Source organism: Lactobacillus sp. UMNPBX4, from assembly GCF_002554115.1.
GTDB lineage: Bacteria > Bacillota > Bacilli > Lactobacillales > Lactobacillaceae > Lactobacillus > Lactobacillus gallinarum.
Genome location: NZ_PCZF01000006.1, coordinates 38,938 through 60,563 on the forward strand (window position 1 = coordinate 38,938; position 21,626 = coordinate 60,563).

Sequence of the window (21,626 nt, forward strand, 5' to 3'; positions counted from 1 at the left end):
TCTTTTCTTTTGAAAATATAAGGAGTTCAATTAATGGCACAAGAAGATTATTATAAAGTGCTTGGCGTAGATCGTAACGCCAGTGACCAAGAAATTAGTAAAGCATATAGAAAGTTAGCTAAAAAATATCACCCAGATTTGAACCATGAACCTGGTGCTGAAGAAAAATATAAACAAGTTAACGAAGCTTATGAAGTTTTGCATGATAAGCAAAAGCGTGCACAATATGATCAATTTGGCTCCGCTGGTGTAAATGGCCAAGGTGGTTTTGGTGGCGCTGGCCAAGGCTTTGGCGGTGCTGGATTTGATACTTCTGGATTTGGTGATTTTGGCGACATTTTTGGTGATATCTTTGGTCAAGGAAGACAACAAAGAGTAGATCCGACTGCTCCACAACGTGGTCAAGATTTAGACTATACTTTGACTATTGACTTTATGGATGCGATTAAAGGCAAGAAGACGCAAGTTAGCTATACTCGTAGTGAAACCTGTGGTACTTGTGGCGGCAATGGTTGTGAAAAAGGCACTCACCCAATTACCTGTGATAAATGTCACGGTACAGGTTATATGACTGTTACTCAGCAATCTATGTTAGGGATGATTCGTCGTCAAACCATCTGTGATAAATGTCATGGTCGCGGTGTAATCATTGAACACCCATGTAAGACTTGTGGTGGTAAAGGTACTGTTCAAGGAAAGAATACTATTGAAGTTGATATTCCAGCAGGTATTGATAATGGCCAACAACTTCGCTATCAAGGCCAAGGTGAGGCTGGTATAAACGGCGGACCTTACGGTGATTTGGATATTAATTACCGTATTAAACCATCTAAGATTTTCCAACGTCGTGGTCAAAACATTTATACTGATGTTCCAATTTCATTTGCTCAAGCTACATTAGGTGATGAAATTACTGTTAAAACTGTCCATGGTGATCAAAAATTAACTATTCCAGCTGGTACTCAACCAAATAAGAAGTTTACTCTTCGCGGACAGGGTGTACCATATCTTCGCGGAAATGGTAATGGTGATCAAATTATTACAATTAATATCGTGATTCCAAAGCATATCAATGAAAAGCAAAAGCAAGATTTGACTGACTTTGTTCATGATGGTGGCGGAGATATTACACCAAAAGAAAAAGGATTTTTTGAACGACTTAAAGACAAATTAAGTGGTGAAGATTAAGAAAAATGACATTGCATCAGGCAATGTCATTTTTGTATATCTATTCGTTTTATAAGATTAAGGACCTTTGCTATAATATTAAGGATAGTAAAGGGTGAATAAATTTATGGATTTAGAAAAATTAAAAGATTATCAAAAGCATATTCGTAATTTTGCCATAGTTGCCCATATTGACCATGGTAAATCTACGATCGCTGATAGAATTCTAGAATTAACTGATACAGTAAGTCAGCGCCAACTTAAAAATCAAATGCTTGATGACATGCCACTTGAACGTCAACGTGGTATTACTATTAAGATGAACTCCGTTGAAGTTAAATATCATGCTAAGGATGGAGAAGATTATATTTTCCACTTAATTGATACACCTGGGCACGTAGACTTCTCTTACGAAGTCTCAAGATCACTTGCAGCCTGTGAAGGTGCTTTAATGGTTGTTGATGCTTCTCAAGGTGTGCAAGCGCAGACTTTAGCCAATACTTATTTGGCTATTGATGATGACTTGGAAATTTTGCCTGTCATTAATAAGATTGACTTACCTTCAGCAGATATTCCTAAAACTAAGGAAGAAATAGAAGAAATGTTAGGCTTGGATGCTTCAGAAGCTGCCGAAGTTTCAGGTAAAACAGGCCAAGGCATCGAAGATATGCTGGAAAAGGTAGTAAAGGATATTCCTGCTCCATCTGGTGATATTACAGCACCACTTAAAGCCTTGATTTTTGACTCCAAGTACGATGATTATCGCGGTGTTGTTATGTCTGTCAAAATTGAAGACGGTGTAGTTAAGCCTGGCGATAAAATTAAGATTATGAACACCGGAAAGGAATATGAAGTAACCGAAGTAGGTGTTTCAAGTCCTCATCCAGTTAAGAAAGATCTTTTAATTGCCGGGGATGTAGGTTATATCACTGCCAATATTAAATCAGTTCGTGAAACTCGTGTTGGTGATACCATTACTGATGCAACTAATCAAACTGAGGAACCATTAGAAGGTTATCGTCAGATTCCACCGATGGTTTATTCCGGTATGTATCCAGTTGACAACCGAGATTACGATGATTTAAAGGAAGCTTTGCAAAAGTTGCAGTTAAATGATGCTGCTTTGGAATTTGAACCTGAAACTTCAACTGCCTTAGGTTTTGGATTCCGTTGTGGTTTCTTAGGTTTGCTTCATATGGATGTTGTGCAAGAACGACTTGAGCAAGAATTTGATCTAGGGTTAATCATGACTGCTCCAAGTGTTGACTACCACGCAATTATGAATGATGGATCTACTAAGGTAATTGATAATCCATCTGATTTACCAGATGCCGGTGAATATCAAGAAGTACAAGAACCTTATGTTAAAGCAGAAATTATGGTACCGAATGATTTCGTTGGCCCAGTAATGGAATTGTGCCAACGCAAACGTGGTGAATTTGTTACTATGGACTACCTTGATAAGTATCGGGTTAATGTAATTTACAATATGCCATTAGCTGAAATTATCTTTGACTTCTTTGATGATTTGAAGTCTTCAACTAAGGGGTATGCTTCTCTTGACTATGAAATTACCGGATATCGTTCAACTGATTTGGTTAAGATTGATATCTTGCTTAATAAAGAGCCAATCGATGCTTTGAGTTTCATTGCTCATAGATCTGAAGCACAAGACCGTGCACGTCAAATGACTTCTATGCTTAAGAAGTTAATTCCACGTCAAAACTTTGAAGTTGATATTCAAGGTGCGATTGGTGCTAAGATTATTTCGCGTGCAACCATTAAGCCATATCGTAAAGATGTTACTTGGAAGATCCATACCGGTGACCCAGACCGTCGTGCCAAGCTTTTGGAAAAACAGAAGCGTGGTAAGAAACGAATGAAGGCAGTTGGTAGGGTAGAAGTGCCACAAGACGCCTTTATGGCAGTACTTAAGATGAATGACGATGATATCAAAGGTAAGTAATTATGGCAAAAAATAAACATAAAACAAGTATTAGCACGATCGTCATTAGAATTCTAGCGATCATTTTGTTAATTGTTGGTCTTGTTCTCATCTTTAACAAGCAGATTAGCAATCACATGATTAGTCATAATCAGCAATCGACTTTAACCGGCTTGACTAAAAAAGAAGTTGAAAAAAATCAACGTAAAAAAGGAATGTATGATTTTAGTAAAGTAAAGTCGATGGATATGGCTCGAGCTACGAGATCGCAGATAAAAAAGACTTCAGGTGCAATTGGTGCTTTAGCTATTCCTGATGTAAATATGCATTTACCAATAATGCTAGGGATGTCAGACGATGCTATGTCCACCGGTGGCGGTACAATGCGTGCTGACCAAAAAATGGGTGAAGGTAACTATCCATTAGCTGGTCACTATATGACTGCTAAAGGTATTCTTTTCTCACCACTAGAGGATGTCAAGAAAGGTGAATTGATTTACCTTACTAATTTAAAGAAGGTTTATGTTTACCGAATTTATATGAAAAAAGTTGTTGATCCATCAGCCGTTTGGTTAGTTAATAATACTAAGAAAAAGATAGTGACCTTAATTACTTGTGCTGATGGTGGTGCAAATCGTTGGGCTATTCGTGGTAATTTGATTAAAACGGAAAAGGCTAACGCAGAGAATCTTCGAGTCTTCAAAATGAAGTAAAATCTTCGAACTTTTATGCAAACAAAATTTGCGTTAGAATAAGAATTAGATTTTTCAATAAAGACACTCAATTATGAGTGCCTTTTAATTTTTATGAAATGTAAGGTGTTTTGAAAGTAATGAAGTGGCAACAAAGAACAGCTGAAGAATTAGCGCCAGATTTAATAGAAAAATATCAACTTAGCCCAATCTCAGCACGGCTTTTTGCATTACGTGGTATTAATACAGATAAAAAATTAGATTTTTGGTTTAACGCAACCGAAGAAAACTTAGCCGATCCAACTTTGATGCATGATATGGATAAAGCGGTCGATCGAATTAATCAAGCAATTGATAATGGCGAAAAGATTACCATTTATGGTGATTATGATGCTGATGGTATCACGGCCACTACAATTATGACTGAGACGCTGAGTATTTTAGGTGCAGATGTTCATTACTTTATACCAGACCGTTTTAAAGATGGATATGGCCCAAATCTTGATCGCTATAAGGATATCGTGGCTGATGGTACTAAGTTAATCATTACTGTAGACAACGGCGTAACTGGAATTGAAGAAGTTGAATATGCTAAAAATAATGGCGTTGATACGATTGTTACCGATCACCATACTTTTCAAGAATCTAAACCCGATGCCTATGCAACAGTTCATTGTAATTACCCCGGACAAAAATATCCTTTCGATGACTATTGTGGTGCAGGCGTGGCTTACACAATTTGCCGTGAACTTATGCAGGATCCTGTACCAGAATTGCTAGATTTAGCAATGATTGGCACCATTGGTGATATGGTTAAAGTGACGGGTGAAGGTCACATTATTGTGAAGCGCGGTTTAGATGTGCTTAATCAAACCGAGCGACCTGGTTTAAGAGCTCTGATCAAAAATGCTGGATTAACGCTAGGAACGATTAATGAAACAGATGTTGGCTTTAATATTGCTCCTCGGCTTAATGCAGTGGGGCGCTTAGCTAATGCAAATTTAGCGGTACAACTTTTGCTTAGTGATGATGATCTTGAGGCTCAGAAAATTGCTGATCAGATTGAAGATTTAAATAATAAGCGCAAAGAGCTAACTACTGAAGTTTATGATCGCTGTATGGAATTAATTCGTGAAAATAGTTGGCAGAAGCAAAATACTTTGGTCTTATATGATCCTGATTTTCATGAGGGCGTTTTGGGTCTGGTCGCTAATAAAATAGTGGAAAAATTACATAAGCCAACTATCGTTTTAACTAAAAATGATGAAGGGGAGATTAAAGGTTCAGGTCGTTCATTTACTGGCTTCAATCTTTTTGATGCCCTTAATCCTTTAAAAGAGAGTTTGCTGACTAAATTTGGTGGTCATGATTTTGCTTGTGGTTTATCCATGGAAGAAGATAAAGTAAGTGCTCTGCGAGAAAAGTTTGAGGCTGATTTTCACGTTGAAGGTGGATTAGAGACTAAAGAGTATGATATGGAATTGCCTATGCATGGTTTATCGCCTCAAACTTTAGCTCAGATTAATCAAGTTGGACCATTTGGCACTGGAGATCCGCAACCAATTTTCAGTATTTCGGATCCAACTATTACTAATTTTTTCAAAATAGGGAAAGATAAGAATCACGTTAAATTAACGGCTAATAAAAAAGACGGTAGTTTAGCAATTGTGGGCTTTAATAAAGACTATTTAAATAATAATCTATTGCCGTTTATTGCTAAAATTTTCGTTACTTTGTCTTTAAATACCTATCGTAAGCAGGTATCTTTGCAAGGCATTATAGAAGGGATAGCATTCGCATCCCCAAAGTTAGCAGTTCCAACGTCAGTGATCGACTTAAGACAGGAAAAATTTGTCATGGGCTTTGCAGATCGCTATTTGCTGTTTGATAAAAAGAATATTCCGATCGTTAAAAATCGACTTCAAATTGATGATGATAAGATTAGCTTGGTCCAAGATTATGATCAATCTGGTGAAACAGTTGCTTTACTTGATGTACCACGCAATCAAGTAGAATTGAATACTGCTTTAGAAAAAGATTATCAACAAATCTATTTACGCTTTTTATTGGATCAATTACCTGTAGAGCATATTCCTGCAAAAAGTTATTTTGGCAAGGTATTAAAGTATATATATGCCCATCCTGCATTGAAGCCTGACGACTATCGAACTGTAGCACCTTATTTAGGCTTGGATTATGATAGTGTGTTGTTTATTTTACGAGTATTCTTTGAATTAGGCTTTGTTAAATTGGATGATCAAAAATTGGTCGGTGAATCTAATCCAAAAAAGCAACCCTTGACTGCTTCTAAATATTTAATGGCGACGGAATCTCAAATTAAGTTTATTAATCAACTGAGGACGATGCCTACTCAAAAATTGATTACATATGTTAATAATTTTGTAAAAAAGTAGATAAATATCAAGATTTCAGTGCTTTTATAACAAATCTTTGGTAAAATATACAAGTCAAAAGTGTTTGAATACAAACACAGATAATTATGGAGGTTTTTCTTCTTATGGCGATTGATTTTAGTAAGTATATTGCAAGTGTTAAGGACTTTCCTAATAAGGGAATTGTCTTTCGCGATATTACACCTATTTTGCAAGATGGTGATTTATATCGTGCTGCTACTCATGAATTGGCAGAATATGCAAAGAGTAGAAAGGCAGATGTGATCGTAGGTCCTGAAGCACGTGGCTTTATTGTAGGCTGTCCTGTTGCAACTGAGTTAGGCTTAGGCTTTGTCCCAGCAAGAAAGCCACACAAGTTGCCAAGAGAAGTTGAACGTGCTTCATATGACTTGGAATACGGTTCAAATAGCCTTGAAATGCATAAGGATGCAATTAAGCCTGGTCAAAGAGTTGTTATCTGTGACGATTTAATGGCCACAGCAGGTACTTTAAGAGCTTCTAAGGAATTAATTGAAAATCTTGGTGGTAAGCTTGTAGGTGCCGCATTTTATATTGAATTACCTGATTTAAAGGGTAGAGAAAAGTTGCCTGATGTTGATATTTACTCACTTGTTCAATATCACGGTGCATAAAATAATCATGCATCATTAATTATTGATGCAAAATCAACAGAAATTAAAAAATACTCCTAGGGGAAATTCCCTTAGGAGTATTTTTCATAATATTAAGATTTAATCATTAAATAATGCAGTTGAAAGGTAACGATCGCCGCCATCTGGAACTACGGTAATGACAGTATGTCCTTTACCTAATTTTTTAGCAATTTCAATTGCACCATGAATATTTGCACCGGCTGAAATACCAGGTAAGAATCCTTCATTTTTAGCGACTTCACGAGCAGTAGCCATTGCTTCATCAGTAGAAACAGTGACAACATCGTCGTAAATATTCTTATCTAAATTCTTAGGGATGAAACCAGCGGCAATTCCTTGAATACCATGTTTCCCAGTCTTACCATCTTTTAATAATGGAGATTCAGTTGGTTCTAATGCAAATACCTTAGTAGCTGAATTTTCACGTTTAAGAGCATGTCCAATTCCTGATAAAGTACCACCAGTACCAACACCAGCTACAAATGCGTCAATTGATTTACCAATTCCGTTCATTGCAGCAATAATTTCCGGTCCTGTAGTTAATTCATGAATATTAGGGTTTTCAGCATTATTAAATTGCATTGGCATGAAGTAACCTTTTTCTTTAACGAGTTCTTCAGCCTTGGCAATTGAGCCCTTCATACCGTCTGCACCTGGTGTCAAAATGAGTTCAGCACCGTAGCTCTTCATCAATTTACGACGCTCAATGCTCATAGTTTCCGGCATCACAATGATAATATGATAACCTTTAGCTGCGGCAACCATAGCCAAACCAATACCAGTATTGCCTGAAGTTGGTTCTACGATTGTACCGCCTGGCTTTAAAATACCATCTCGTTCTGCTTTTTCAATCATGGCTAAAGCAATTCTATCTTTAATTGAACCAGCTGGATTTTCAAATTCCAACTTTACGTAAACATCTGCCGCATCGTCAGGGACAACACGATTTAGCTTAAGTAATGGGGTGTTTCCGATAAGTTCTGTAACTGAATTAAAAATTGTAGACATAATGTATACCTCTCTTATTTATCTAACACTAATTTGCTTTTTTTGACCTGGGTTAACCAATTATCAAAGAATATTTTTTGAGTATCTTTCCACTGAAAAAGTGGAGCAGATAATGAATAATTTTCAGGCCTTTTGTAATGTCGCTCTGGATGTGCGGCAATTTCTCTTTCATATTCCTTCTTTAAACCTTCACGATCATATTCAATGTGAGAGAAAACGAAATTTTGCTCTGGTTTTGTTAAAGAAGATACCATAAATAGATGGCCGTTGTCGTCTACTGAATTAATAGTTAAGCGTGGATCTTGCATAGTCTGTGCTTTGTCCATTTCAGCGTAACGAGCATGTGGAGCAATAAATCCTTGGCTAAGACCATTTAATAAGGAATTTGGTTCGATTATTAAGTGAGGAAAAGTACCAAAGATTTTTTCCGCCAAAATTCTTTTTTGAATATCGTAAAAGTAATCTAAAGCTACCATTGCGCCCCAGCAAAAATATAATTGCTGTAATTTGTATTTATCTAATAACTGAAGCAAACATCGGACTTCCTCGATATAGGTGACTTGCTCAAAATCCAGGTGATCTAACGGAGCACCAGTAATAATAAAGCCATCGAAATCTTGGATATGATTAAGATCTAATGGTTGAGAAATTTTAGCAACTTCGGGTGGAACAGGACGATTTTGATAATGCATACGTGGGTAAAAGAAAGTCAGGTCTGCGTCTGGTAAAACATGTGCAAATCTTTGTTGAGTATCTAACTTATCATGCATTAAATTCAAAACGCCTAGTTTTACTCTATTAGCCAAGTTTTATCCTCCTTACTTTTTAATAGTTAATATCATTATACAGCTTATAAAAAATAAGTAAAGAAATAAAACTGCATTATTTAGAAAACAAAATCCCTTATCAGATATACTGATAAAGGGTTTTTCGTTTTAAAAAATAGGTGATAATAATCTTGAAAAGTATTGTTTGAATTTTAACCATGAAGACTGTTTGGCGAAGTATTCATTAGTTAAAAGAGTACATTTATCTAAGTCTTTTTCAAAAATTTCTTTTAATTCTTGAGTTAGGGCAGGATTATAATTGAATGAATTTACTTCGAAGTTTAATGTATAACTCCGGAAGTCTTGATTGGCAGAACCAACTGAAGAAATATTAGAGCCACTCACCATCGTTTTAGCATGAATAAAGCCATCATTATATTTATAAACTTTAACATTGTGAGCTACTAAGTATTTAGCATAATATTCCGTAGCTCGGTAAACAAATGGGTGATCAGGCATACATGGGATCATAATTCGCACATCAATTCCACTATTAGCGGCAATAATTAAAGCTTCAAGAATTGATTCTTCAGGAATTAAATAAGGCGTTTGAATATAGATATATTTTTTGGCTCCTGCAATGATTCCCTGGTAGCCTCGCCTAATTCCATAGTGTTGGTTGTCGGGACCTGAGGAAACAATCTGCATTGCTACATTCTTACTATCATTAATGTCCTTGCGGTTAACTCTAAATGATTTGAGTTCTTTTAATTCAAATTTAGGTAAATTAGTTCTTCTGATTGAAGTGTTCCAATCCATTGCAAAACGGACTTCCATTAAAACAGATGATTGTCCAATTACGCGCAAGTGAGTGTCGCGCCAATGACCAAATTTGGGTGATTTATTAACATATTGATCTCCAATATTAAATCCGCCAATATAACCAATGTGGTGATCAATAATGACCAATTTTCTATGCAAATGATAATTAAGTCGAGGTGTAGTAAACCAGTGCTTTTTGGAAGTAGAAATGAATGGTTGAGCCTCACCACCTAATTCACGCAGATGGTCAAAAAAAGCAGGCTTAGTGCCACGTGATCCAGAAGTATCATAAATCACCCGTACTTTAGCACCATTAGCTGCAGCCGCTTCTAGAGCCTTTAAAACTCGCTTGCCCAATTGATCAGAATAAAAAGTATAAAATTCCAAACTAATAGATTTTTTAGCATTTTTAATATCAAGGATCATTTGATCAAAAAGCTCTGGCCCAGAGGTAAAAACCTTAACTTGATTGTCAAAAGTTAAAATTGCATCATCATTGTTAAGATTTAATTCTGAAAGCATTCTTACCCGTGGAAGTCGTTCTTTTTCAGGCAAAAGATCATGTTCTTTAAGCATATCGCGCTGTTCAGCTAAATAATGTCTTTGCACCTTTTTCTGTTCTTCTTGAATAGCAAAAATTTCATCATGTGAAAGCTGACGTCCAAAGAAGAGATAGAGAATAAAGCCAATACCTGGCAAAACAGTTAATACCAGCATCCATGCCCAAGTTGCAACAACACTGCGACGACTTCTAAAAACCGTCCAAACAGCGAATGCAATGTTAATAATCCATAGTACTTCAATAGTTCTACGAATTATATCCCAAGTTAAAATCATAAGTAATTACTCCCTTGTAAGTAGTGTTATAGATAATTTTAGCAGAATTAAAGAAATAGTTATAAAACAGTTGAGTAAAAAATGCTTCTAATTGAATTATTTTTGATAAAATAAAGGTGAAAAATGGTATAAACACTACGGGGGTGGATTATGATGAGAAAGCAAATTATTTCTGCTGCAGGTATAATGTTGGCAGTTATTGGATTGGGCGTAGCAACTACACAAAGTGTTGACGCAGCCATTACCAATCCAGTTAGACAAGGTAAAAGATTAAATCTAACTAGAAATGCTACTGTTTATAATAAGCATGGTGTTAAAGTTGGACATCTGAGAAAGGGAAAACTTTACAAAGTACGTGCTATAAAGATAATTAATGGTGATACTTATGTAAAGATTCGTAAGAATAGATTTGTTAAAGAAGAAGCATTCTTGCCATATATGAAGTCCACTATAAAGGTAGTTAATAGAATTAAGAAGCCTTCCTTTATTTATGATGAGAAGGGCGAAAAAATTCCAGGCAAGTTTTTGAAGCGTGGCGCTAAGGTTAATTACTTAGGTCATAAAGAAATTAATGAAAAGCCATTTATTAAAATTGCCGATGGCGAATATGTTAAAGCTTTAAACGTCTTGACTACAGTTTCTAATTATTAGTCAAAATAAAAAGCACTCTGAAACTACAATGTAGTAATCAGAGTGCTTTTTTTATATTTTATAATTATCTATTTTTCATTACAGGTTGGTAAATCAAATCAATAATGACTGCAGCAACCAATGCCACTACAACCGTAATTAATAAGTTTTGCCAACTAATTTGAGCCATTGCCAAGCCACACAAGGCTAAAATAAATGTTAATGCGACGTCAGCAATTTGGACGATACCAACTAATTTAGATGGATAATCTTGCCAGAAGTATTTACGAGTTCTAGTAATCAATACAATTAGCATTGCACTAAGAACTAAGTAAACATAAACCATGGTAGAAATTGAATTATGACTCCAGCCATGTAAGTTTAGGTAGCTGACAAATGCGAAACCGATAATTGTCCAACCTGCAGCAAGTGAAAATGCAATTTTAGCTAATCTTGCCATATTCCAGTTTTCAGGCTTGTAAGTAATATGAGTCCGGTCAGTACCGATCATCATAGTTACCATATTATTCATAACTGTATAAATAACCATTGCGTTTAATGCCATTGGAATATAGTTGAAGAAGAGGTAACCAAAGGTTAAAAGCATAGTTAATTCGGCAGTTCTAGCGAGTTTAGTAAGTGACCAAGTAGTCATTCTTTGGTATACACGGTGACCCGCATCAAGAATCTTAACAATAGAACTTAAGCCGTCATCCAGAAGTACCATCTTACTTGAACGTTTAGCAACATCGGCAGCGTTAGAAACAGCAATACCAACTTCAGCTTGCTTTAAAGCAGGAGAATCGTTAACACCATCACCAGTCATACCAACGATGTAGCCTTTTTCTTGGAAGAATTTAACCATTTTAAGTTTGTCTTCAGGCAAAACATCGGCGATACCAGCTAATTCACCAACATCAGTGCTTTCATCGAAGTCATGAATAGAGATAACATTCCCAGTTAAATCAACTTGTTCAGCGACAGCTGCAGCCGTTCTTTGGTTATCACCAGTTAACATAATTGGACGTACGCCACGCTTTTTAAGTTCTGCCAAAGCAGCCTTGGAATCTTTTCTTACCTTATCTTGTAAGATAAAGACTCCTGCAAGCTTATCATCGATCAACACAGCAACTGAACGTCCAGCCTTAAAGTTAATACCTTCGACCACTTCATTAGCATTTTTATCGATTAAGGAAAGTTGCTTAAATGAACCTAACTTAACGTTATGACCATCAACTTCTGCCATAGAATAACCGGTGTCAGAAGTAAATGGGGTGAAGTGATCAGCGTCCATGACAGGGATGCCATTTTCTTTTAAGTATTCATCAATAGCAATATCAATAATACCTGCATTACGTTTGTCGGTTGCACTACCAGCTAAAACTAAAACGTCTTGATCAGGTAAATCACTTAAATCGCTCCAGCTAGCAACGGCTGTTTTATTTTCAGTGATTGTACCGGTCTTATCAAGTAAAAGTAAGTTTAAGTTAGCCGCATCTTGAATACCGGTTAAATCGGCAGTTAAGACGCCTTCTTTACTTAAGCGAGTTGCTTCAAATGAGTTGGATAATGCAAAAGTTGATGGCATGGCAACAGGAATTGAAGCAATAAACATCATAGCCAAGAATGGCAACATATTAATAAAGGTATCGAAATTGCCGCCCTTAAAGAATGAAGCAATGATGATAACTAAGGTAAGTACACCATCGAGTAAGCAAAGGTAGTAGATAATCTTTGTTAAAAGTTGTTGCAAGTGACCAGGTGCAGCTGAGTTGTTAATCAAATTAATGGTTTTACCACTTCTAGAATCCTTACCAGTTGCAGTAACGATTGCTAAGCCGTCGCCCTCAACTACAGTGGTACCAGCATAAGCTGTATCATCGATATTCTTTTTAACAGCTTTAGATTCACCAGTAATTGAACTTTCGTCACAGGCAATGTTGCCACTAACTATTTTTACGTCAGCAGCTAAAACATCCCCACGTTGAAGTGAAATTAAATCGCCTTTAACCAATTGCTTAGAGTCAATTTTAATCCACTTACCATCACGCTCTACAGCAACTTTAGGCGTTAATTCGTGTGAGATGGTATTTAATACCCGTCGTGATTGCTTCTTCTTTGATGCACCGTTAAAAGCTGCAAAAAGAAGCATGAATAAAACAAATAATGATTGAATCCACTTGCCGAGGATACATTCAAGGATTAATGCACCTTCAAGAATCCAAGCAGAGAGATTCCATAATTTTGATAAAAATTCCTTAAAGAAGTTGTATTCAGGTTCAGGAACTTCGTTTAGACCATCTTCTTTAAGTCGTTTTTCTGCTTCGGCTTGAGTTAAGCCGTGAAATTTTTCAGACATTTTATTCCCTCCAAATCTACCTTAATAAAGTAGCACATATGTTGTGGAGATGAAAATACTAAATTAAAATATAAGATATAAAAAATTTTAATAAGACCTGTAACCAAAATAAAAAGGATAGATCAATGAATATTAAACAATTACGTTACTTTTTAGTAGTAGCCGAAGAAAAACAAATCACGTCTGCGGCTAAAAGACTTTATATTGCGCAACCACCGTTAAGTTATCAATTAAAGCAATTGGAAAAAGAATTGGGAGCACAATTATTCAAGCGGACTGCTCATGGTATCGAATTAACGGATGCGGGACAAATTTTACAGAGCTATGCTAGTGAAATCTTATCGCTATCTGAAAGTGCTAAGAATCAGGTCCACAAGACCATTTCTGGCGAATTAGGCACAGTTGCAATTGGAATGGCTTCTTCATCAACTGGTCTTATTCCTATGAAGAATTTTCAAGCCTTAACTGAATTTTATCCTGAAATTAACTTTGATATTTATGAGGACAATACTTTTGGTATTATCGATAAATTGGAAAAGAAAACAATCGATTTAGGTATTGTTCGTACTCCCTATAATCGTAACGGTTTAAAGGCGAAAACTTTAACTACAGAAAGAATGATGGCAGTTACTGTTGATCCTAAATTTAAGGATAAAACGGAATTAAGAATTAAAGATTTAAATGAGCAGCCTCTTATTATCTACCGGCGATTTGAAGAGATTTTTAATCAAACTTTTGCTCATCATGGAATTAAACCGTTTTATGCTGTTAAATGTGATGATTCCAGAACAGCGATCACCTGGGCTAAACGAAAAATGGGAGTGGCTCTTGTTCCGGAATCCATTGCCTCTACATATGCTCCTGGTGATCTTATTCCGATTAAGCATAGTAACTGGATAACACATTTACAATTAGCATGGCGTAAAGATCAAAAGGTTACGCCATTAATGAAAAGAATAATTGATGCTTTAAGCCTTTAAGATTGTAACTTGTAACTAATTGATCCATAATTATTGTAAGCGGATACAATGAGACGGTATAATGACTGACTTAATTCATGTTTATTCCGAAATTGGCAAATTGAAAACAGTTATGTTACATCGGCCAGGAAAAGAATTAGAAAATCTTTCACCGGATATTTTAAATCGGATGTTAATTGATGATATTCCGTATTTGAAAATTGCACAAAAAGAACATGATTATTTTGCCCATACTTTGGAAAAACAGGGAGTTCATGTCGCTTATTTAGAAGATTTATTAGCACAATCTTTGACTAATAAAGATGTCCGCACGAAATTTGTAGATCAATTATTAGAAGAATCTAACATCAAAAAAGAAGATCCATTACATCAACTGTTAATGGATTATTTAATGGCCTTGCCAGTAAATGACATGGTTAAACAGATAATTGCTGGAATTAGAAAAAATGAAATACAAAATATAACACCTTCATTAGCCGATCTAGCTGAAGATCCAGATTATCCATTTTACTTAGATCCGATGCCAAATGTATATTTTACCCGTGATCAACAAGCGGCAATTGCTAATGGCATGACTATTAATAGGATGACATTTAGAGCTAGAAGACGTGAATCTTTATTTATGGAAGCTATATTGAAGCATCATCCCAAATTTAAAGATGCCAATATTCCTGTCTGGCGAGATCGTTATACTCATGGACGCTTAGAGGGCGGCGATGAATTAGTTTTGAACAATCATGTTTTAGCGATTGGTATTTCTCAAAGAACTTCAGCAGCTGCCATTACCGATCTTGCTCATAGTCTTTTTGGTCATTCTAGTTATGACATAATTTTAGCAATCAAAATACCGCACAATCATGCTATGATGCACTTAGACACGGTCTTTACAATGATTAATTATGATCAATTCACCGTTCATCCTTTTATTTTAGATAAAGCAGGGAAAATTGATATTTATGTTTTAGAGCAAGACGATCATGGTGAGGTTAAAATTACGCCAGAAAATGATTTGGTTAAAGTTTTAAAGAAATACTTACACGTATCAGAGATTGACTTAATTCCGACTGGCAATGGTGATTCGATTGCGGCTGCTTGTGAACAATGGAATGACGGCTCAAATACCTTGGCTATTGCACCAGGTGAAGTCGTTACTTATGATCGTAATTATGTATCAAATGATTTGTTAAGAAAACATGGCATTTTAGTTCATAAGATTCATTCAAGTGAGCTTTCTCGTGGTCGCGGAGGATCAAGATGCATGTCATGTCCACTTGTTCGTGAAGATTTGTAAGAGGCAGAAAAATGAAATATTTATAAAACGTTTTTCAAGGTAGAAGTTTTCTCGATTGTAAAGACTATACTCCAGCTGAAATTTCATATTTAATTGATTTTGCATTACATTTAAAAGAACTTAAAAAAGAGCATATCCCGCATGAATATCTGAAAGGTAAAAATATTGCACTACTTTTTGAAAAAGCATCAACTAGAACGCGATCTGCTTTTGTAGTAGCTTGTAATGATTTAGGCGCTCATCCAGAATATCTAGGCGCAAGCGAGATCCACTTAGGTAAAAAAGAAAGCGTCAAGGATACGGCTAAAGTCCTAGGCTCAATGTATGATGGAATTGAATATCGCGGTTTTGCTCAAGAAGATGTAGAATAGCTGGCTAAATATTCTGGCGTTCCTGTTTGGAAATGGGTGATGGCCGCGATAATGTTGCCGACAGTCTTTTAGTTTGTGGCTCAATGTTAGGTGTTAATGTACATATTGTTACACCCAAGCCTTTGTTTACACATCCTGATGTACAAAAAATTGCTCAAAATTTTGCCCAAGATTCAGGTTCAAAAAATTTGATCACAGATGATATTGCTCAGGGCGTTAAAGGAGCCAATGTTGTTTATACCGATGTTTGGGTTTCGATGGGTGAAAATGATTGGTCTGAACGAATTAAATTATTAAAGCCATATACGGTCACAATGAAAATGATGCAAATGACTGGTACACCAGATGACCAATTGATCTTTATGCATTGTTTGCCAGCTTTTCATGATCGAACAACTCAGGTGGGAGAAGAAATCTATGAAAAATATGGCTTAAATGAGATGGAAGTAACTGATGAGGTCTTTAATTCAAAGTATGCTTGGCAATTTACAGAAGCTGAAAATCGATTGCATTCAATTAAAGCAGTGATGGCGGCTACTTTAGGAAATTTATTTATTCCGATTGCCTGTGGCGGTGGTGGCATCCCTGTTATTGTGAAAGATGGGCATCTCAGAGGTGTTGCCGGCGTAATTGATAAAGATTTTTCCGCTGCTAAAATGGCAGAAGATATCAACGCTGATGAATTAGTAATTCTAACAACGGTGGATCATGCATTTTTGAATTATGGCAAAGAAAATCAACAAGCAATTGGTAAAATAAAAGTTGAACAGCTCAAACAATACCTAGCAGAAGGTTATTTCGCAGCTGGGAGTATGAAGCCTAAGATAGAAGCTGCAATTGAATTTGTAGAAAAAACAGGTAATTTAGCAATTATCACCTCTTTGAGCAATGCCAACAAACTAGCAGACGGAGTCGGCACAATCGTTTATAATTAACTGGGTGATAAAAATGAATATTTTTAATGAAGGAAAAAAGCAGGATATTGCCCAAGTTTTAGCAGCTAAAGATAGGCGAGTAGCTGTACAACATAAGATTTTTAATAAGTATCCTAATCAAACTCTAGTCGACATTAAGATGAATATCCCAGGACCAATCAAGAATAATCGCTATTTAACTAAAATGTTTATGTTTGGTATCAATGAGCTGGAAAATGCTTGGACTAACCTAGGTTATCATTTTAAATTGGTGACACAGCTTAATGATGATAGTGGCTGTGAAAACTTCTATGTATTATCTTTGTCAATTGAAAAAGTAAAGCGCTCAACAATTGATTTTGAAGATCAGACATCATTGGGACGTCTCTTTGATGCAGACGTGTTGGTAAAAAATAAACAAGCTGCAATTTCACGCAGAGATTTGGGCAGGCAGCCACGTAAGTGCTTTTTATGTGATCGCCCTGCTAAAGAATGTGCTCGCAGCCGGAGACATTCAGTGGAACAGATGCAGGCATTTATCTCTCAGCTTTATCAAGAATACGTTGCGTAAAATAAACCGGGATTTTATGATTCCGGTTTATTTTTATGAAAAATCTAGTTAAAAATTAAAAAAATGAACTAAAATAGTAATGAATAAATTTATAGATGTACGTATAGGAATAAGCATGAAATTAAAGAAAAATAAGAATAATTTAAAGCAAATTACGGCATTAATTCAATATGCATTTTTGAAAAATAATGATTTGACTAAAGACGAAAATTTTATGAGTCGTTATGATCATAGTACAGGTTATGGCTATTTTGATAAGGAAAAATTAGCTAGCTATATTATGGTTAATCGATTTAAAAGTGATGTTTTTGGGCATCATTTACCGATGGCTGGAATAGGTTATGTAGCTTCATATCCTGAGTATCGTGGCCAAGGTCATATTTCCCAATTAATGAAAGAAATTTTGCATGACTTACATAGGCAAGATATTCCGTTTGCTAACCTGGCACCATTTTCGGAGAGCTTTTATCGCCAGTACGGGTTTAGCAATAGTATTTATCAAAAAGAATATCGCTTTGATGGAAGCGCATTGCGTAGTTTTAAATTACCACGTTCTGGTCATATAGTGCGTGGCAAGTGGGACAATTTAGCTGTTCAAAATGGTGTGATTCAACTTTATGAACGTCAACTGCATACTGATGATGAACGTAACACGGTTATACGTGAGGCATGGTGGTGGAATAGACTTGATTCTTATTATCATCACCGCAATGTAGCCGTTTATTTTGACGCGGATGAGCGGCCAATTAGTTACTTGATTTATCGCATTAGAGACAATACTTTTTTAGCTGATGAAATGTACGCAATTACGCCGCAGGGATTACTGAGTATGTTTGGTTTTATGGGTTCGCACGCGGGCAGTGTTAAGCAATTTAAAATGAGCGTACCAGAGAAATCGTTACGAGCTGAACTTTTTCCTGAACAAAACGAACTCCAAGTTGATTTGCGTCCTTATATGATGAGTCGAATTATTGATTTTGAAAAAGTTTTGGCTTGTATGCGGCCAATGCAAGAAGGTGATTTTAATCTGGAAGTCAATAGCGATGAACAGTGTCCTTGGAATATTGGAGTTTGGCAATTAAGTAATCATGGACGTAAGGTAGCGGTAGAACGTAAGGAAGATGCATTGGTTGATTTTTCGGGATCAATTACCGCGTGGACCCAGGTACTATTAGGTAGACTAACCATGAATGCTGCTGTTAAACTAGGATTAATTACAGATTACCGCATCCAAAAATTAGATTTCGTTAAAGGCGATGTATCATTTTATGATTATTTTTAGTTGTGAGGTTAAAAAATGAGCAAAGAAAAGAAACTCAATTTAATAAAATTATTTGGCATTGTAGTTAGTGGTTTGAATTTGATCTTTTTTGCCTTGATGGCACTTAATAAGCATGAAGATACTAAGGATAAAAGAAGAGTAGCAGAAGAAGGACACGCACCGCTGGATGAAAAATAAAATGACGGAATTAAAGATTGCATATTTTGACCAATTAGGTCGTAAGGAATTAGATCAGGCAGTGCAGCATTTTGTGTTAAAACATCCTAATGTAGATGTAAAACTACTTGCGACTAGTCATGATGGTGCTTTTGCAAAATTGAATGAAGATGAAGCAGACATAGCAATCAATGATTTGCGTGACGAGAATCTTAACTTTGATGAAACAGAATTGACTCAAGCTGGTGTAATGGCAATTTTGCCCAAGGGAATGTATCCTAATGGCATTCAAATGATTGAAAAAGACGAGCTCAATGATATGACTTGTTTTATTGTGGCTAAACCTGAAGAAGAGGTTAGTGAGCTACATTTATTTAAAGATTTGTATCAAATTGGCAGTCAATTCATCGCTTCTAACTCGGTTGAAGAAGCAGCACTGTTGGTCGCCTCTGGGTCTGGCTATTTTATTTTAAATGAGAATACGGTTAGGTTAATTAATACTGCAGATTTGCAGCCACTTTTCTTGCTTGATCATGGTCAGTTAATAAAGCAAAAGATAATGGCTTTTTATAAGTCAAATTCAGCGTTAAGTAGTGAGTTTATAAAGCTATTGCAGCAAGAATATTAATCTGTAAAGTTAAAAATATCTTGTCTAAGTACTATAAGATACTGTAAAATATATTATGAAAGCGGATTCATATATTTTACATTCTGGAGATGATTTTTATGCTAAAAAGAACTTTGTTACCTTTAACATCAATGGTACTTGTTTTAGGATTAACTGGTTTGGCTAGTCAAGTTGAGACTGTTGATGCTTCAACTTATGGTAATGGTGTACAGGTTACTATTCCAAAAAAGATGCAGGGTACTTGGTACTCTTATGATCGTAATGCACATAATGGCACAAAGATCACCTTTACTGAACATACTGTTAATGGCAAACCAATATTTACCCAGGAGGCTTCGACAATTAGTGATTACTTCAATGGTAGAATTGCTAACCAGAAGAACTTTGATAAGGTAACGCAAAACTGGATGTCTGGTAAAACTACCAAAATGAAGAATGATACATTCTATGAGATTGATCCGTGGATTACTTTTGAAAATTGGAGTCTTTATCGAGTGGTACCACAAACCATTAATGGTAAAAAGCATAACGTGCTGGTTTATTCTAGTAGATATGATGGTGGTAACTACTTCAGAAGCAAGAAATTAGCTAAAAAAATGAAGGACTACAAGTTTAAGAAAGTTAATTACACGTTATAGTTTTGTGACATCCCTTAACTAAGGGATGTTTTTTACTAATAGACGCGGTAAAATTTAGTATAATAGTGACAAAATTAATTCTTGGAGGAGAAGTTATGAAATTAAAACAAACACCAATTTTGCGTTTATATAAACTAGAAACTAATAAAGGGGATCATGCAAAGTTCGTTAAGGCAGGGCAACATAATATGCTTACTTCTCAAGAAAACGAACCAGGCACATTGTTTATGCAGACAAGTCATGACGAAGAAACTACTAATTTTGTAGTAGAATGCTATCAAGACGAAGCAAGTTATGATACTCATGCTAATTCAAAGCAATTTAAGGATTTTACTGACGTTGCTAAAGATATTTTAACTAGTCGAGTAAAGGTAGAATTGTTTCCGGAATTTATTTCTACAAAGGCAGAAAAACTAGCAGTTACCGGATCAAATGATTATGTTATTTATCTGACTGAAATTGGTGTTTCTTTAGGTAAGGGCGATGAGTTTGCTCATGCTGTAATGAAAGAAATGAAAACGGCAGTCGAAGAAGAAAAAGATATTTTGGCAATGATTGCAGGAACTGTTGCCAATCAACCAAATGAATGGTTAGCTATTGAAGTTTATCGTAATAATGAAGCTTACAAGCAGCACTTGGAAACTAAGAACTTCAAAGAGTATTTGAATAATACAAAATATTGTGTTGAAAGTAAGAGTTTACGTAAGTTGCAACCAGATGTAATTGTTGACCAAGGTGCAATTTTCTACCAACCATAAAGAATAAGACGAAAAGAAGACCAGGCTATGTGGAGTACATAACCTGGTCTTTCTAGTTAGAGGGGAAAAAGATTTATTAACATATATTATTCTGGTTTTTAGTGGCGATGTTTTACCTTTGCTACTGCTGGTTTATTAATTAATACTGAGCTGATGGCCATTAAACCAAGTGTTAAAAATAATCCACCAATTAAGAGTAGTTTAATCAAGGTTCTCATTCCTTTCATCTTAATTGATCTTATAATAGCGAAATAATATTAAGAATTTATATGTAAAACCTAATGGATTAGTTAAGAAAATAAAACTAGAAAAAAGGCTGGTTAGCACGTAAAATAGAAATAGAGTCAAAGTCTAGTGCAACTGCGCATAAAATAAAGCAGTATCGATGGGATGCTGCTTGTTTTGGTTAAAAAATAGAGAATATGCTTGTAGCCCTTTTCGTAAATAGCGTTAATGTTGTAAAATGGAAAGTGCATTAAGTTTATTAATGAGAAAATTGATGTATTATTGCAAAATAGGCCGTAATGGCCCTTTTTGTTGTGAAAAAATTAAAAGAATATAGGATTGGAAATGCCAGGAATAGTAGAGCAAACATTATTAGAACAACAAAATATTGATTTAAATGAAATGGTAACAATGAATCAAATGATTGATCAATTGTTGCCTAATGCAAGTAAAGAATTACAACCGAAAATTGCAATTTCAAATTGAACACTTTTGAAAATTAAATTCTGTATATTGAA

The 21,626-nt window shown here is 35.6% G+C and carries 19 protein-coding genes and 1 pseudogene; 16 read left to right on the forward strand and 4 right to left on the reverse strand.

Features of this window, described 5'->3' with window-relative positions; all coding sequences use genetic code 11:
- Positions 1-33 precede the first annotated feature (33 nt).
- From dnaJ to CP355_RS02190, 5 genes are all read left to right on the forward strand, one after another.
- On the forward strand, positions 34-1,188 hold the full coding sequence (gene dnaJ, locus CP355_RS02170) for a molecular chaperone DnaJ (RefSeq protein ID WP_098043788.1): 1,155 nt from the start codon (positions 34-36) through the stop codon (positions 1,186-1,188).
- A gap of 106 nt (positions 1,189-1,294) precedes the next feature.
- Positions 1,295-3,133 (forward strand): translation elongation factor 4, encoded by a 1,839-nt coding sequence (gene lepA, locus CP355_RS02175; protein WP_025005947.1) that lies wholly within the window; start codon positions 1,295-1,297, stop codon positions 3,131-3,133.
- Positions 3,134-3,135: 2 nt separating this feature from the next.
- The gene (locus CP355_RS02180) at positions 3,136-3,825 is read left to right on the forward strand and encodes a class A sortase (RefSeq protein ID WP_025005948.1); all 690 of its coding nucleotides are present in this window, start codon (positions 3,136-3,138) and stop codon (positions 3,823-3,825) included.
- 119 nt (positions 3,826-3,944) lie between these two features.
- Positions 3,945-6,218, forward strand: coding sequence for a single-stranded-DNA-specific exonuclease RecJ (gene recJ / locus CP355_RS02185; RefSeq protein ID WP_098043789.1), 2,274 nt, complete (start codon positions 3,945-3,947; stop codon positions 6,216-6,218).
- Positions 6,219-6,322: 104 nt separating this feature from the next.
- Entirely contained in the window at positions 6,323-6,850 is a 528-nt protein-coding gene (locus CP355_RS02190) for an adenine phosphoribosyltransferase (protein WP_025005950.1), read from the forward strand.
- Positions 6,851-6,949: 99 nt separating this feature from the next.
- Here CP355_RS02190 and cysK read toward each other — a convergent pair whose 3' ends face one another.
- The 3 genes from cysK to cls form a co-directional block, all read right to left on the reverse strand.
- Positions 6,950-7,879, reverse strand: coding sequence for a cysteine synthase A (cysK, locus tag CP355_RS02195; RefSeq protein WP_098043790.1), 930 nt, complete (start codon positions 7,877-7,879; stop codon positions 6,950-6,952).
- A gap of 14 nt (positions 7,880-7,893) precedes the next feature.
- Positions 7,894-8,685, reverse strand: a complete 792-nt coding sequence (locus CP355_RS02200; RefSeq protein WP_098043791.1) for a homoserine O-succinyltransferase — start codon at positions 8,683-8,685, stop codon at positions 7,894-7,896.
- Between the two features lie 129 nt (positions 8,686-8,814).
- Positions 8,815-10,305 carry a cardiolipin synthase gene (gene cls / locus CP355_RS02205; RefSeq protein WP_098043792.1) on the reverse strand — a complete coding sequence of 497 codons (1,491 nt, stop codon included), beginning with the start codon at positions 10,303-10,305 and terminating at the stop codon, positions 8,815-8,817.
- A 150-nt stretch (positions 10,306-10,455) separates the two neighbouring features.
- On the opposite strand from cls, the gene CP355_RS02210 reads away from it, so the two are divergent.
- Positions 10,456-10,956: an SLAP domain-containing protein gene (locus CP355_RS02210; RefSeq protein WP_025005953.1), complete on the forward strand. Its 501-nt coding sequence runs from the start codon at positions 10,456-10,458 to the stop codon at positions 10,954-10,956.
- A gap of 64 nt (positions 10,957-11,020) precedes the next feature.
- Here CP355_RS02210 and CP355_RS02215 read toward each other — a convergent pair whose 3' ends face one another.
- Positions 11,021-13,294, reverse strand: coding sequence for an HAD-IC family P-type ATPase (locus CP355_RS02215; protein WP_098043793.1), 2,274 nt, complete (start codon positions 13,292-13,294; stop codon positions 11,021-11,023).
- A 125-nt stretch (positions 13,295-13,419) separates the two neighbouring features.
- Between CP355_RS02215 and CP355_RS02220 the strand changes: the two genes are divergently transcribed.
- From CP355_RS02220 to CP355_RS10260, 10 genes and pseudogenes are all read left to right on the forward strand, one after another.
- Positions 13,420-14,274 (forward strand): LysR family transcriptional regulator, encoded by an 855-nt coding sequence (locus tag CP355_RS02220; RefSeq protein ID WP_087176044.1) that lies wholly within the window; start codon positions 13,420-13,422, stop codon positions 14,272-14,274.
- 61 nt (positions 14,275-14,335) lie between these two features.
- Complete coding sequence (gene arcA, locus CP355_RS02225) at positions 14,336-15,565, forward strand: arginine deiminase (RefSeq protein WP_098043794.1); 1,230 nt, start codon at positions 14,336-14,338, stop codon at positions 15,563-15,565.
- Positions 15,566-15,645: 80 nt separating this feature from the next.
- Positions 15,646-16,871, forward strand: a pseudogene (locus CP355_RS02235) (peptide transporter).
- Between the two features lie 13 nt (positions 16,872-16,884).
- Positions 16,885-17,421: a citrate lyase holo-[acyl-carrier protein] synthase gene (citX, locus tag CP355_RS02240; protein ID WP_013086469.1), complete on the forward strand. Its 537-nt coding sequence runs from the start codon at positions 16,885-16,887 to the stop codon at positions 17,419-17,421.
- 115 nt (positions 17,422-17,536) lie between these two features.
- Positions 17,537-18,703, forward strand: coding sequence for an enhanced intracellular survival protein Eis (gene eis / locus CP355_RS02245; RefSeq protein WP_098043796.1), 1,167 nt, complete (start codon positions 17,537-17,539; stop codon positions 18,701-18,703).
- Positions 18,704-18,718: 15 nt separating this feature from the next.
- On the forward strand, positions 18,719-18,880 hold the full coding sequence (locus CP355_RS10350) for a hypothetical protein (RefSeq protein WP_005719234.1): 162 nt from the start codon (positions 18,719-18,721) through the stop codon (positions 18,878-18,880).
- Entirely contained in the window at positions 18,870-19,487 is a 618-nt protein-coding gene (locus CP355_RS02255; RefSeq protein ID WP_098043797.1) for a LysR family transcriptional regulator substrate-binding protein, read from the forward strand. The genes CP355_RS10350 and CP355_RS02255 overlap by 11 nt, the downstream gene beginning before the upstream one ends.
- An 89-nt stretch (positions 19,488-19,576) precedes the next feature.
- Positions 19,577-20,125, forward strand: coding sequence for a hypothetical protein (locus CP355_RS02260; RefSeq protein ID WP_005719232.1), 549 nt, complete (start codon positions 19,577-19,579; stop codon positions 20,123-20,125).
- A gap of 95 nt (positions 20,126-20,220) precedes the next feature.
- Positions 20,221-20,883: a putative quinol monooxygenase gene (locus tag CP355_RS02265; protein ID WP_098043798.1), complete on the forward strand. Its 663-nt coding sequence runs from the start codon at positions 20,221-20,223 to the stop codon at positions 20,881-20,883.
- A gap of 570 nt (positions 20,884-21,453) precedes the next feature.
- Entirely contained in the window at positions 21,454-21,594 is a 141-nt protein-coding gene (locus CP355_RS10260) for a hypothetical protein (protein ID WP_158227429.1), read from the forward strand.
- Positions 21,595-21,626: the final 32 nt, after the last annotated feature.